The organism is Nonomuraea sp. KM90, from assembly GCF_052246675.1.
Lineage (GTDB): Bacteria > Actinomycetota > Actinomycetes > Streptosporangiales > Streptosporangiaceae > Nonomuraea.
Window position 1 is genome coordinate 21,916 of sequence record NZ_JBQQCB010000112.1, and the last position, 13,937, is coordinate 35,852.

The following is a 13,937-nucleotide window of genomic DNA, read 5'->3' on the forward strand; positions in this document are numbered from 1 at the left end:
GCGGTAGCCCGGGGGCATACGTTGCGCAATCAGCTGAGCTGGACGGCGATGTCACTCACCTGACGGTTGAACGGGAACGTTCCAACCACCTCCGCCTTGCCGGTCAGCACGTTCACCGTGTGGAAGCGGTACGCGCCGCCGGCCTTGAGCGTGGCGTAGGCGGTGTTCGACACCGTCACGCCATCGCGGAGCCGGCTGTGGACGTCGAACCCGGCGTCGGTCGCCGCGTCCACGCCCAGCTTGCCGGTGGGGGCCAGGTTGCCGGCGTTGGCGGGGGACTGCGCCGAGACCTGGTCGGCCATGGTATCCACGTCGAACAGCGTCGTCGCGGTGGTGGCGTCCAGGTCGTTGTTGGTGTAGCCGGCGCCGGTCACGCCGGTCGCGGTCACCCCGGCCGTGGCGGGGGGCACGGGCGGGTTGGTGAGCGCGCCGTCGTTGGCCGTCATGCCCGCTGCGGGGGCGCCGTTCGGGTCGTCGAGGTTGTGCCGCAGGTTCTGGCCGGCGTCGCTGATGACGCGCAGCCGGTTGGCGGCGGGGTTGAAGTCGACGCCGAAGGTCTTGCCGTTGAGCGCGACCGTGAGCTGGGACACCTTGGTGGCCCTGGCCCGGTTGTCCAGCGTGTAGATGCCGCCCTTGTCGCCGACCGCGTACAGCCTGCCGTTCTGTACCCGGTAGTCGATGCCGACGACCTTCATGTCGTCCTTGAGGCCGCTGATCCGGCCGATCCGGTCGACGTCGCGAGGGTCGCCCGCGTCGAAGGTGACCAGGTCGCCCGCGGTGGTCAGGCCGGTGACGCGGGGGCCGTCGTCACGGTGGTGAGCCTGCGCGGGCGAGGCCAGGACCGCGCCCGCGCCGAGCACGGCGGCGGCGAGCGCCAGTTGCTTACGCATCAGATCTCCTTGTGTGGGTGTTGCCTTGCCCCTTTCTTCGCCCGCCGCCCGGTTCTGGATGAAGGGCCCGATGAAGGGCCCGAGGGTGGGCCCGCCCCGCGTGACGGCGAGGCGGGCCCGGGGGTCACGGGGCGGCCCGGTCCGGGCGCTCCGAGATGCGCAGCGCGTTGACGATCGTCGCGCCCTGCCGGGTCGCGAACCGCACGTTGAGCTGCCCGTCGGTCACCTTCACCGTGTACTGCCTGCTCACGGCGGTGTACGTGCCCGCCTCCAGGGCCAGGTCGAGCGCCGGGATCGCCAGCTGCCCCTCGACCAGCACGTCGAAGACCCGCTTGCCCATCGCGGTGTTCCTGATCTCGGCGAAGTCCAGCTCCACGGTGTACGTCCCGGCGGGGACGCTGTCGAACCGGTACTCCAGCATCGACTCCCTGGCGGTCCGGAACAGGGCCTGGTCGGCGGTCCCCGCGATGGTCCTGGACGTGCTCTGCGTCCGGTTCTGGGTGGCCAGGTAGCCGTAGCCGCCCTGGACGTACTTCCTGTCCGGCGTCCAGGTGTCACCGGCGGCGTCCACGGAGTTCCTGGTCGCGCCGGCGTCCACGGCCACCTGGTGCTTCGGCACCACGACCGTCACCTTGATCTCGATGGTGGGCTGCCGCCCGCTGGCGGACTTGACGAGCAGCTTGCCCTCGCGGAACGTGCCGGGCGCGACCCCGGCGCTCGACACCACCAGCTCCAGGCGCACCGCCTGCCCCTTCGCCAGCTCGCCTGCCGCCGGCGTCACCGTGAACCAGGAATCCCCGGTCGCCGTGTACGGCGTCGGCGTGCCCAGGTTCGTCAGCTCCACCGTGCGCCTGCGGCTGGACTCGGCCGGCAGCACCACGGTCACCTCCGCCACCGACGCGCTCACCCGGCCGGTGACCAGCGCCGTGTCGATCCGGGTCACCGTCGTGGGCGCCACCGTGACGGGCTGGGTGAAGGTGCCGTAGTGCTCCTTGGACACCACGACGTCGTAGTCCCCGGCCGGCACCTGCCCGTAGAAGGCGCCGTCCGCGCCGGTCGTGAGCGTGGCCACCTCGCCCACCTTCACCGTCGCCCCGGCGATGGGCTCGCCGTCGTTGGCGTCGGTGACGGCACCGGTGACCAGGCCGTGCCGGCTGGCGGTGAACGTCACGCCCTGCCCGGTGCTCAGCGCCGCCTGCTCGTAGGAGTAGAGCAGCGCGTCGTCGCCGGCCGCGTTCTCGACCCCGATCGTGGCGCTGACGCCCTGGTCGCGCGTGCTCTCGATGTCCTTGTACCGGAACCCGATCGAGCCGTCCTCGCCCAGCAGCGCCGCGAACGACACCCGCTGCGCCGCCTCGTTGTAGAAGGTGACGTTGCGCCACTCGACCACGAACGTCCGGTGCGGCGCCGTGCCGGTCACCGCCGTGTAGATCCCGGCCTGGGCGTCCACGATGAGGTCGTCCCAGTACGGGTACACCGCGTTGTTCGGCGTGCCCGACGTCGGCAGCCGGCCGTTGCTGCCGGTCGTGATCCGGTCGGCGGCGAACGTGACGAACCCGTTCGTGCCGATCCACGCCCGGCCCTGGCCGGTGCCGTAGAACGGGACCGGGAACGGCAGGGTCACCTGCACGGCCTCGTCGTCGCCGGTCAGCGCCAGCTTCTCGGTGCCCGCCACGTACGCCTGCGCGCCGCTCCGGCAGGTGTAGCCGAAGTTGTCGCCGCGCAGCGGCAGCTCGACGTCCTTGACCAGGTCCCCGGCCACCGTGACGGCCGAGGTCGCGGCGCTGGAGCAGCGGGACGCCGGCGTGACCCGCAGCTCGTACGAGCCGTGCGGCAGCGTCATGGTGTAGCGGCCCGAGGCGTCGGTCACCGCGCTCACCGGCGTGCCGGCGGCGGCCACCGTCGCGCCCGGCTCCGGCGTGCCGGCCGTGGTGACCGTGCCGGACACCACGCCCGTCGGCTGGACGGTCATGGGCACGTCTGCGGTCGTGGCCTGCTCGGCGGTGATCGTGACGGCCGCGGTGGCCCGGTCGTGGCCGAACTTCTGCGCGCTGAGCTCGTAGGCGCCGGGCAGCAGGCGCGGGATGGCGTACGTGCCGTCCGCGCCCGTCGTCACGGTGCGGGTCAGCGGGCCGGTGACGGTGACGGTCGCGCCGGAGACCGGCGCGCCGCCTGCGGTCACCGTGCCGGACAGGTCGCCCAGGCCCTCGTCGGGGGCGGCCCGCACGGCGGCGTAGGTGTCGAGCCTGCCCTCGCCCCAGATGTTGTTGTCGGCCGCGGTGCCGCCGCACGCGGTGTCGGAGACGTCCGTGGCGGTGGTGTCCAGCAGCGGCCGGGTGGCCGCCACGTCACCGGCCAGGCCCGGGGCCGCCGACCAGATCAGCGCCACCGTGGCCGCCACGTGCGGCGAGGCCATCGACGTGCCGGTGTAGACGTCGTAGTCGTCGCCGGGGGTCGAGGAGCGCACGTTGACGCCGGGGGCGGCGATGTTCGGCTTGATCTCGCCGTTCTCGCCCTCGCCCTTGCTGGAGCGGGTGTACAGGGCGTTGTTGACGTCGAAGCCGCCCGCGCTGTAGGCGGTCACGTACTGGCCGGGCGAGCCGCTGCTGCGGCAGGCCGGGCCCTCGTTGCCGTTGGAGAAGGCCGGGAAGATCCCGGCCGCCAGCCACGCCTCGACGACGTCCTGGTAGAAGGGGTCGAACCCGGTGCCGCCCCAGGAGTTGTTGACGATGTCCGGCGCCAGGTCGGGGCGCGGGTTCTGGCCGTTGAGGTCGGTGGGCCGCACCATCCACTGCCCGGCCGCCAGCAGGGAGGCGTCGGTGCAGGTGTTGACCTCGCAGCCCTTGGCGGCGATCCACCTGGCGCCCGGCGCCACGCCGATGCCGTTCGCGCCGACCATCGTGCCCATGGTGTGCGTGCCGTGACCGTTGTTGTCGCACGGCGCCGCGGTCGGGCAGACGCGCGCCGGGTCGAACCAGTTGTAGTCGTGGGTGTAGGAACCGTCCGGGTTCCGGCCCCGGTAACTGGCGGCCAGCTCGGGGTGGTCGAACTGGGCGCCGGAGTCGATGTGGGCGATCACGATGCCCTCGCCGCGGTTGCCGAGCTCGTTCCACACGCGCGGCGCGTTGACCCGGTCGATGTTCCACTCGACCGCGTCGACCTTCTCCTCGGCCGTCCCCCGGACAGGCTTCGGCAGCGAGAGGATGCGGATCGGGTCGATGCGCTCGACCTCGGGCAGCGTCGCGATCTCGGCGGCGAGCTTCTCGCCCGCGGTCACCTTGACCGCGTTGACGATCCAGTACGGGGTGTAGTCGGCGTGGTGGGAGTCGAGCAGCTTGCGCAGGCCCTCCTGGGAGGTCCTGGCGCGCGCGTTCTTGGCCTCGAAGACCTGCTCGGCCTTGGCTTCCTTGGTCGCGGCCCGGCGGGCGCCGCTCAGGTCGGCACTGCCCTTCATCCGGACCCAGAACGTGGCCTTGTCATCCTGCGCGAGCTGCGCCTGGACGCCCGCGTCGATCTTGCCTGGGTCGGGTGCGGCCTGCGCCGCGGCCTGCGGTGCTAACAGTCCGGCGACGGTCACGATCCCGGTCAGGATCGCACGCCAGCGGGGGGTGTGGGGCACTGGCTCTCCTTCAGGACAAAGGGAGAGGTGATCTTTACGCCTCTGTCGAGAAGGGTGAAGAGATCGTGTCGGGAAAGCAAGAGCCGACCTGAAAAGTTACTTTGCGAGCTGAAATGTAATCTGGTCAGCTGAAATGTCGCCACGCGGGCCATAAGGCCGACCACGGCTCCCGCAGGCCCCGGCACAGGAAGACCGGCATGTCCTGCTCCTCGTTGTCGATGCCGTAGCCGTTGTCCACCCGGCCCCGCTGCTCGCAGGAGTCGAACAGGCCGCGGCCGCGCGGGCCGACGTTCACCAGGATCGCGGTCGTGCCGTCCTCGGGCGGCGGGCCGTAGTGCCAGAGCTGGTTGTGCCCGGAGTAGACGCGCGGCACCCCGGCCAGGTCGAGCGCGCCGTGCTCGCCGTAGCTGCCGGTCACGACCACCGCCCGCTCGCGCTCGCCGGGCGGTATGGAGTCGCGTACCTCCTGGATCTTCGCCGTGAACTGCGGCCAGCCCACGGACTCGCGCGCCACCTCGCTGATCGCCGGCACCGGGGTCGCGGCCAGCGCGGACACCGGGATGAGCGGCAGCCCGATCACCGCCGACACCATCGCGCTGAGCGCCAGGCCCACGCCCGCCAGCCGCACGCGCGCGGCCGCCGCCGCGCTCACGCAACCCGCCGCGAACAACATCAGGAGCAGCCCGCCCGTGTAGTCGAACCGGCCGCCGCTGATCATCGTCAGCGCCCCCGCCACCGGGTACGCGATCGCCAGCGCCCGCACCCGCCGGTCCCGCCACAGCCGGACGAACCCGAACACCGCGATCACCGACACGATCGGGCCGAACAGGATCAGCTGCATCGGCACGTACAACATCCGGAACTCGGCGCCGTTCTCCTCGCTGAGCGCCGCCGCCATCTCCAGCTGCGGCCAGCCGTTGGCGATCTGGTAGATCAGGTTGGGGGCGGCGATCACCCCGGCCAGCAGCGCCCCCGCCCACAACCACGGGCTCGCCAGCACCCGCCGCGGCCCCGCGACCAGCAGCCCCACCGCCAGCCCCAGCACCAGCAGCGCGATCAGGTGCTTGTTGTAGGTGGCCACACCGATGACCGCCCCCGCCGCCACCCACCAGCGCGGCTGCTCCCGCATCAGCGCCTTCAGCAGGAACAGGATGGCCGCCGCCCACAGCGGCAGGTCGAAGGTGACCGTCATCAGCGAGTGGCCCGCGACCAGGCAGTACGCCCCCGTCGCCGTGCCCAGCGCCGTCAGCACCTGCGCCGCCCGGCTGCCGTCCAGCTCCCTGGCGATCAGGGCCATGAGCACGACCAGGAGCGCGATGGACAGCGCGGGGAACACCCGGAGCCCGGTGATCGTGTCGCCGAACAGCGCGATGCCGGCCTTGCCGATCATGGGGGTCAGCGGTGGCTGGTCGACGTATCCCCAGGCGGGATGCTCCGACAGCACGCGGAAGTACAGCTCGTCACGGTGGTAGCCGTAACCGGGGGTCAACGCCAGCAGCACCCCGAAGAGCACGACCGCGATCACGGTGACCGGCCGCCAGGCCAAGGGCCGTTCCATGAACGCTGAGGCTAGATCCCTTTACGCTCCCTTGTCACGGGTTGATAGCCCACCTGTTTCATGATCGCCATGAACCAGGCCGCGATCCGCCCGGCGTCGTCCTCGTCCGGATGGGCGCTGACCTGGTTGAGCACCGCGCCCGTCAGCATCTCCCGCACCACGTCCACGTCCACGTCGCCGGGCAGGTGTCCGAGATCGCGGGCGTGGCACAACATCTCGCGCACCATCGCCGCCCGCCGGCCCCTGCTGGCCAGCCGGTAGGCGGCCATCAGCTCGGGGTAGTCGTCGATGCTGCCGTAGAGGCGGCGCAGCAGCCGCCGGTTGCGCGGCACCGCCAGATACGCCGCCCAGTCGCCGAACATGTGCTCGATGTCGCGCCAGCCGGTGAAACCCGGGTCGTTGTCGTGGTCGGCCCACTCCAGGGCGCGCACCAGCAGCGCCGTCTTGTCGGCGAACCTGCGGTAGACCGTCGCCCGCGTCACGCCGGCCCGCCGGGCCACCTGCTCGATGCTGGTCTGCTGCGCGCCCTGCTCGATCAGCAGGTCGAGCGCCGCCGCCAGGATCGCCAGGTCCGCCTCCTGGCTGCGCGGGCGGCCCGCCGGGCGCGGGGCGATCGTCGGCCCCCCGGCCGTCCCGTCGGCCGTCACGGCACCTCCCCGATGATGGGCCAGGTGACGGGCAGGCGGTGCACGCCGTGGATGAGCATGTCGGTACGCAGCGGCACCTCGCCGGGCGCCACGGCCAGGCGCAGCGACGGGAGGCGGCCGAACAGCGCCGGGTAGGCCGCCAGCATCTCCACGCGGGCCAGCTGCCGGCCCAGGCACTGGTGCACGCCGTGACCGAACGCCACGTGCCCGCCGCCGGCCCGGCGCGCGTCGAGGCGGTCGGGGCGGGGGAAGCGCTCCGGGTCGCGGTTGGCCGCCGCGATCGAGACGGTGACCGTCTCCCCGGCCCTGACCAGCTCGCCGCCCAGCTCGACGTCCTCCAGCGCGGTCCGTACGAGGAAGGGGACGATGCTGAGGTAGCGCAGCAGCTCCTCCACCACCAGCTCCACGCCTCCCGGCCCCGCGCGCAGCACCTCGAGCTGATCGGGATGGAGCAGCAGCGCGAAGGTGCCCAGAGCGAGCATGTTGGCGGTGGTGTCCAGCCCGGCGCCCAGCAGCACGAAGCCGATGCCGGCCAGCTCCTCGTCGGTGAGGTCGCTCCCGGTCAGCCCGCTGAGCAGGTCGTCGCCCGGCCGGGCCCGCCTGGCGAGCACCAGCTCCTCCATGTGGCCCCGCATCGCGAGGAAGGCCGGGACCTTCTCCTCCTGCGGCAGATCGGCCCGCATGAGCGTGGCGCCCTGGGCCATGAACCGCTCGCGGTCCTCCTCCGGCACGCCGAGCAGCTCGCAGATCACCACCGCCGGGATCGGCGCCGCGAACGCCTCGACCAGGTCGGCGGGCGGGCCCTGACGCTCCATGGCGTCCAGGTAGGCGTGCGTGACCTCCCCGATCCGCTCGGTGAGCCGCCGCATCCTGCGCACGGTGAACTCGCCGGTCAGCAGGTGGCGGTAGCGGGTGTGCACCGGCGGATCGGTGGCGACGAACATCCCGGGCGGCGCCGGCTGCCCGGACGGCCCCCCGGGCCGGGTGGGCAGGTGCCGCAGCTCGGGGCGGGCGCTGAACCGCCGATCGGCCAGCACCTCGCGCACGAGCGCGTGGCTGGTGACCAGCCAGCCTCGATGCCCGTCGGGGTAGGCCAGCCGGGCGACGGGCCGCGTCTCACGCAGCTCGGCCAGGCCGGTGGGCGGGTCGAACGGCGTGGGCCGCTCGGTGGGCAGGGTGATCGCCTCGGTCTCCGCCATCTCGGGGATCTCCTTCCGACCGATGCCAACACAAATACAGTACAGACCTGTATTCGAATTCCGTCCCTGGCCCCCTGCTGATCGGGCCGGTGGGTCGCGTTGCGCGATCATGGTCGGGCGGTTACCCTTGGCGTCATGCGAAATCACGCTCAGCTCCTGTGGTGGCGCCGCTCCTAGGCGGCGCGTGTTTCGCATTCCTCAACGGACGGCCGCCCCGGATGGCGGCCTTTCTCGTGTCCGCCCCCGGGGCTCGATCATTTGACGTGGTGAAGGGGCAGGAAGTGGAGAAGAGCGGATATACCACCGCCGGGGGCATCGGTGTCGAACGCGAGACACGCGAGGTGGACGAGGCCGCCCTCGAAGAGATCGTGACGGCCCTCGGGGACCGGCGCGGGGGCGCCTTCTCCTCCGGCATGGACTACCCGGGCCGCTACAGCCGATGGGCCTTCGGCTACGTCGACCCGTGCCTCGAACTCGTCGCCAGGGGCCGCAACATCGCGGCCGTCGCGCTCAACGAGCGCGGCCGGATCGTGCTGCCCGCCATCGCCTCCTGCCTGCTGGCCGCGGGCAAGCCGGTCACCGAGCCCACGGCCGACCGCGTCGAGGTGCACGTGCCCGAATCGGAGGACCTGCTGCCGGAGGAGATGCGCAGCCGCAGGCCCACCGTCTTCACCGCGATCCGCGAGGTCATCGCCGCCTTCCAGGGCGACGACCCGCACCTCGGCCTCTACGGCGCCTTCGGCTACGACCTGGCCTTCCAGTTCGAGCCCATCAGGCAGGAGCTCGTCCGCCCCGACGACCAGCGCGACCTCGTGCTGCACCTGCCCGACCGGCTGGTGGTGATCGACCGGCAGCGCGAGAGCTGCGTCGAATACCGCTACGAGTTCACCGTCGACGGCGCCACCACCCGCGGCCTCGACCGGGCCGGCGACACCGCCGCCCCCGTCATCCCGGGCGAGCTGCCGGCGAACCCGCCGAAGGGCGAATACGCCAAGGTCGTGGCCGCCGCCAAGGAGAAGTTCAAGCGCGGCGACCTGTTCGAGGTCGTGCCCGGCCAGGTCTTCCACGCCGCCTGCGCCGACCCGTCCGCCTTCTACCGCGGCCTGCGCAAGAGCAACCCGGCCCCGTACGAGTTCATCATCAGCCTCGGCGAGGGCGAGCACCTGGTCGGAGCCTCGCCCGAGATGTACGTACGCGTCAGCGGCGACCGCGTCGAGACCTGCCCCATCTCCGGCACGATCGCCCGCGGCAGCAACCCCGTCGAGGACGCCGAGGCCATCCGCACGCTGCTGTCGAGCGTGAAGGAGGAGTCGGAGCTGACCATGTGCACCGACGTGGACCGCAACGACAAGTCGCGCATCTGCGTCCCGGGCACCGTCAAGGTCATCGGCCGCCGCCAGATCGAGCTCTACTCCCGCCTGATCCACACCGTCGACCACATCGAGGGCCGCCTGCGCCCCGAGTTCGACGCCCTCGACGCCTTCCTCACCCACATGTGGGCGGTCACCGTCACCGGGGCGCCCAAGACGTGGGCCATGCAGTTCATCGAGGACCACGAGGCCACCACCCGCAGGTGGTACGGCGGCGCCATCGGCTTCATCGGCTTCGACGGCTCCATGAACACCGGCCTGACCCTGCGTACCGCCCAGATCAAGAACGGTGTGGCGACCGTCAGGGCGGGGGCCACGCTGCTGTTCGACTCCGACCCCGAGGCGGAGGAGCGCGAGACCGAGCTCAAGGCCAGCGCCCTGCTCGGCGCCCTGGCCGCGGTCAACCAGCCCGACGCCGTGCCGGTCGCCGAGGCCAGGCAGCAGCCGGGCCTGGGCATGAAGGTGCTGCTCGTCGACCACGAAGACTCCTTCGTCAACACGCTGGCCGACTACTTCCGCCAGGAGGGCGCGGACGTGGTGACGCTGCGCCACGGCTTCCCGGCCCACCTGATCGACGAGATCGGGCCCGACCTGGTGGTGCTCTCGCCCGGCCCCGGCTGGCCGACCGACTTCGGCATGTCGGCCCTGCTCGACCAGATCTACGCCCGCGACCTGCCGGTGTTCGGCGTCTGCCTGGGCCTGCAGGCCATGGTGGAGCAGGCCGGCGGCACGCTGGAGCTGCTCGACTATCCCGAGCACGGCAAGCGCGGCCAGGTCGCGCGGCTGGGCGACAGCGCGCTGCTCCACGGGCTGCCCGAGGAGTTCACCGCGGCCCGCTACCACTCGCTGCACGCCAAGCGGCCCGGCGTGGTCGGCTTCACCCCGACCGCGCTCACGCCCGACGGCAACGTCATGGCCATCGAGGACACCGAGCGGCGGCGCTTCGCCGTGCAGTTCCACCCGGAGTCGATCCTGACCCAGGAGGGCGGCGCGGGCGCGAAGATCATCGCGAACGTGCTGCGTCTGGCCCGCAGGTAGGTAAAACCCCGCGGGAGCGTGCGGAGCTCCCCTAGAGTCTCCGCATGCTCCCCGTAGACCTGCCCGGCACGGTGCGTGACGCGCTGCTCGCCCCGCTCGTCGACCACCACTGTCACGGGGTGCGGCGAGACGAGCTGAGCAGAGCCCGCTTCGAGCTGCTCATCAGCGAGGGCGGCGGCCCGGCCCCGCCCGGCACCACCCACTTCGACACGCCGTTCGGCGCGGCCGTGCGCCGCTGGTGCGCGCCGCTGCTCGACCTGGAGCCGCACGCGCCGCCGGCCGTCTACCTGGCCCGCCGGGCCGAGCTCGGGGCGGGCGAGGTCAACCGGCGGCTGCTGGCGGGCGCCGGGGTGGTGGCGTTCCTGGTGGACTCCTCGCCGGAGGACGCCGAGATGCTGAGCGCCGCCGAGATGGGCCGGCACGGCGGGGCGGCGGCCGACGAGCTCGTACGGATCGAGCAGATCGAGCGGGACGTGGCCGAGACCGCGCAGATCGCCGTCGACTACCTCGACACCCTGGGCGAGGAGCTGGCCGCCAGGGCCGCCAGGGCGGTCGGGCTCAAGACGGTCATCGGCTCCCTGTGCGGCCTCGACTTCGACCCGGCCAGGCCGGCCCGGGGAGCGGTGATCGCGGCGGCCAACCGGCGGCTGGCCGACCCCAAGGAGCCGCTGACGGACCCGGTCCTGCTGCGTTACCTGCTCTGGAGCGCGGTCGACGTGGCCAGGGAGCGGGGGCTGCCGGTGCAGTTCCACAGCGGCTTCGGCGGCCCCGCGGAGTTCGGCGGGGACGTGCTCGGGGCCGAGCCGCATCGCGCCGACCCGGCCAGGCTGAGCGTGTTCGTCAGGGCGCTGCAGCCGCTCGGCGTGCCGGTCATCCTGCTGCACTGCTACCCGTTCCACCGCCAGGCCGCCCACCTCGCCGGGCTCTTCCCGCACGTCTACGTGGACGTCGGTCTCGCCCTGCCGCACCTGGCCGCCTCCGCCCGGGTCATGGACGAGCTGCTGGAGCTGGCGCCGTTCCACAAGCAGCTGTTCAGCTCCGGCTGCCGCGGCGTGGCCGAGAGCGGCTACCTGGGCGCCCTCCACTACCGGCAGGCCCTGGCGGCGGCGCTGCGCACCAGGCTGGCGACGGGGGAGTGGAGCGCGCCGGACGCCGCCCGCGTCGCCCACATGATCGGCTCCGGCAACGCCCGCCGGATATACCGCCTGTGAACTCCTCCTTGCGGAGGAGGTGTGACCTGGGTCTCATTGCGGATAATCGGCGCACCATGAGTGCCATCGAGATACGAGACCTTTCCAAGTCGTTCGGTCCGGTACGCGCGGTGGACGGGGTTTCCTTCACGGTCGAGGCCGGCACGATCACGGGCTACTTGGGCCCGAACGGCGCCGGCAAGACCACGACCCTGCGCAGCCTGCTCGGGCTGGTCACCGCCGACTCCGGCAGCGCGCTGGTCGACGGCCGCCGCTATGTCGAGCTCGAACGCCCCCTCACCGAGGTGGGCGCCGTGCTCGAAGCCACGAACTTCCATCCCGGGCGCACCGCGTACAACCACCTGAAGGTGCTGTGCACGGCGGCCCGCCTGCCGCTCGCGCGCGCCGGGGACGCGCTGGAGCGGGTGGGGCTGGCCGAGGTGGCGGGCAAGCGGGTGCTCGGCTTCTCCATGGGCATGCGGCAGCGGCTCGCGCTGGCCACCGCCCTGATCGGCGACCCCAAGGTGTACATCTTGGACGAGCCCGCCAACGGCCTCGACCCGGCGGGCATCCAGTGGCTGCGCGGCTTCATGCGCCACCTCGCCCACGAGCGGGGGGCCGCCGTGCTGGTCTCCAGCCACGTGCTGGCCGAGGTCGAGCAGACCGTGGACAACGTCGTGATCATCGCCAGGGGGCGGCTGGTGCGCCAGGGCAGCCTGGCCGAGCTCGTCTCCAACGGCGGCGCGCCCGTCATCAGGGTGCGCACGGCCAAGCCCGAGGAGCTGCGGCCCGCCCTGGAGCGGCAGGGAGGCCGGGTCGAGCTGACGGACGGGGTGCTCCGGGTCCGCGACCTCGACGTCGAGGCCATCGGCAACATCGCGCTGGAGGAGCGCGTCGTGCTGACCGAGATGACCGAGGAACGCGGCGACCTGCAACAGGTCTTCCTGCAGCTGACAGGGGAGCCGGCGGGGGAGGTGCGGGGCTGATGGCGCTCATCCGCGCGGAACTGCTCAAGGTCGCCACCACCCGGCTGTGGTGGGTGATGCTGCTGGTCATGCTGGCGTACGTGGCCCTGTCGGTCGGCTTCACCATCTTCGCCGCCGGCCAGACGACGCCCACCGGCCAGGTCATCATCCCCGGCCGCGACATGGCGGGCTTCCAGGAGATCCTCTGGGGGATGGGCACGGGCGGCACGCTCTTCGCGGCCGTGCTCGGCGTGGTCATGATGACCGGCGAATACCGCTACCAGACGATCACCACCACGCTCCTCGCCACGCCGAAGCGGGTGCGGGTGGTGGCCGCCAAGCTCGGCGCGAGCTTCGTGGTGGGGGTGCTGCTCGGGGCGGCGGCGCTGGTGCTGACCGGGGCGGCGCTGGTCGTGACCGTGCTCGCCGCCGGGGGCGACCTGGTGTTCTCGGGGACGGTCCTGCGGGTGATCGTGAGCGTGCTGGTCGTGCTGGGGCTCTACACGCTGTTCGGGCTCGGGCTCGGGGCGCTGGTGAAGAACCAGGTCGGGGCGCTGGTCGCGGTCATCGTCTGGGTGTACGTCGTCGACACGGTGGTCAACGCGATTCCCGCGCTGCAGCCGCTGGGCAAGTGGACTCCCGCGGGCGCCACCACGGCGCTGACCAGCACGGGGGTGGGGTTCGGGCTGGACCTGTCGTATCTGCTGCCGCCGTGGGCGGGCGCGCTGGTGCTGCTCGGCTACGCGCTGGCCTTCTCAGCCCTCGCCTCGGTCACCACGCTGCGCCGCGACATCACCTGACCGCCCGCCACCGGGTGGGCGGCCGTCCATGCAGGCGCCCAGCTTGGTGCCGACGACCTGCATGGCGTCGGCCAGCGCGAGCGTCTGCTCCGGGGTCAGGTGGTCGAACAGCACCTCGCGCAGCGCCTGGGCGTGATGGGGGGCGATCGCGGCGATGACCGCGCGCCCCTCGTCGGTGATCTCGGCCACGCTGGCCCGCCCGTCGCTGGCGTCGGGCCGCAGGCGTACGTAGCCGCGGTCCACGAGCTTGCTCACCCGGTGGCTGAGCCGGCTGATCGACACGTTGCCCACGCTCGCCAGGTCGCTCAGCCGCAACGGCCGCGAGACGAGCGCGTTGAGCAGGCCGTATTCGATGTGCACCAGGCCGTGCGCCCGGAACGTGCGCTCGACCTGCGGGATGCCCACCAGCATGACCGCGAGCAGGCCCTGCCACGCCCGCTGCTCGTCCTCACCGAGCCCGTCGACCAAGGAACCCCCAGGGTCAGATGCGTCCCGCCACGACGATGACCGCCATCGCCAGCAGCACCAGATTAACCTCAGCTATTCAGCCGGGGCGGTAGCTGTGCTCTAGAACATGAGAAAAGGTGCCCCTGAACTGCAAGGATTCGGGTGTCGAAGCCATATCCGCTGCAGAAGCAGGTGCACCTTTCTGGTGAGTGAG

General features: G+C 72.0%; 10 protein-coding genes. 4 read left to right on the forward strand and 6 right to left on the reverse strand.

The genetic code is table 11. The features are described 5' to 3' along the window. Positions 1-29: 29 nt before the first annotated feature. From ACTWPW_RS50870 to ACTWPW_RS50890, 5 genes are all read right to left on the reverse strand, one after another. The gene (locus tag ACTWPW_RS50870) at positions 30-890 is read right to left on the reverse strand and encodes a DUF4394 domain-containing protein (protein ID WP_443173116.1); all 861 of its coding nucleotides are present in this window, start codon (positions 888-890) and stop codon (positions 30-32) included. Positions 891-1,014: 124 nt separating this feature from the next. Continuing rightward, positions 1,015-4,509 carry a S8 family serine peptidase gene (locus ACTWPW_RS50875; protein WP_443173117.1) on the reverse strand — a complete coding sequence of 1,165 codons (3,495 nt, stop codon included), beginning with the start codon at positions 4,507-4,509 and terminating at the stop codon, positions 1,015-1,017. Between the two features lie 124 nt (positions 4,510-4,633). Continuing rightward, the gene (locus tag ACTWPW_RS50880) at positions 4,634-6,067 is read right to left on the reverse strand and encodes a glycosyltransferase family 39 protein (protein ID WP_443173118.1); all 1,434 of its coding nucleotides are present in this window, start codon (positions 6,065-6,067) and stop codon (positions 4,634-4,636) included. 11 nt (positions 6,068-6,078) lie between these two features. After that, positions 6,079-6,714, reverse strand: a complete 636-nt coding sequence (locus ACTWPW_RS50885) for a TetR/AcrR family transcriptional regulator (protein WP_443173119.1) — start codon at positions 6,712-6,714, stop codon at positions 6,079-6,081. Continuing rightward, positions 6,711-7,913, reverse strand: a complete 1,203-nt coding sequence (locus tag ACTWPW_RS50890) for a cytochrome P450 (protein WP_443173120.1) — start codon at positions 7,911-7,913, stop codon at positions 6,711-6,713. The genes ACTWPW_RS50885 and ACTWPW_RS50890 overlap by 4 nt, the downstream gene beginning before the upstream one ends. Positions 7,914-8,194: 281 nt before the next feature. Here ACTWPW_RS50890 and ACTWPW_RS50895 point away from each other — a divergent pair, with 281 nt between their 5' ends. Genes ACTWPW_RS50895 through ACTWPW_RS50910 form a run of 4 tightly spaced genes read left to right on the forward strand, consistent with a single transcriptional unit; the run spans position 8,195 to position 13,276 of the window. Further along, positions 8,195-10,321 carry an anthranilate synthase component I gene (locus tag ACTWPW_RS50895; RefSeq protein ID WP_375108857.1) on the forward strand — a complete coding sequence of 709 codons (2,127 nt, stop codon included), beginning with the start codon at positions 8,195-8,197 and terminating at the stop codon, positions 10,319-10,321. A gap of 44 nt (positions 10,322-10,365) precedes the next feature. After that, positions 10,366-11,532 (forward strand): amidohydrolase family protein, encoded by a 1,167-nt coding sequence (locus tag ACTWPW_RS50900; protein ID WP_375108304.1) that lies wholly within the window; start codon positions 10,366-10,368, stop codon positions 11,530-11,532. Between the two features lie 56 nt (positions 11,533-11,588). Beyond that, complete coding sequence (locus ACTWPW_RS50905; RefSeq protein ID WP_375108303.1) at positions 11,589-12,497, forward strand: ABC transporter ATP-binding protein; 909 nt, start codon at positions 11,589-11,591, stop codon at positions 12,495-12,497. Then, on the forward strand, positions 12,497-13,276 hold the full coding sequence (locus ACTWPW_RS50910; protein ID WP_443173121.1) for an ABC transporter permease: 780 nt from the start codon (positions 12,497-12,499) through the stop codon (positions 13,274-13,276). The genes ACTWPW_RS50905 and ACTWPW_RS50910 overlap by 1 nt, the downstream gene beginning before the upstream one ends. On the opposite strand, the gene ACTWPW_RS50915 is transcribed toward ACTWPW_RS50910, so the two are convergent. After that, positions 13,232-13,744, reverse strand: a complete 513-nt coding sequence (locus ACTWPW_RS50915) for a MarR family winged helix-turn-helix transcriptional regulator (protein ID WP_375108301.1) — start codon at positions 13,742-13,744, stop codon at positions 13,232-13,234. The genes ACTWPW_RS50910 and ACTWPW_RS50915 overlap by 45 nt on opposite strands. Positions 13,745-13,937 lie beyond the last annotated feature (193 nt).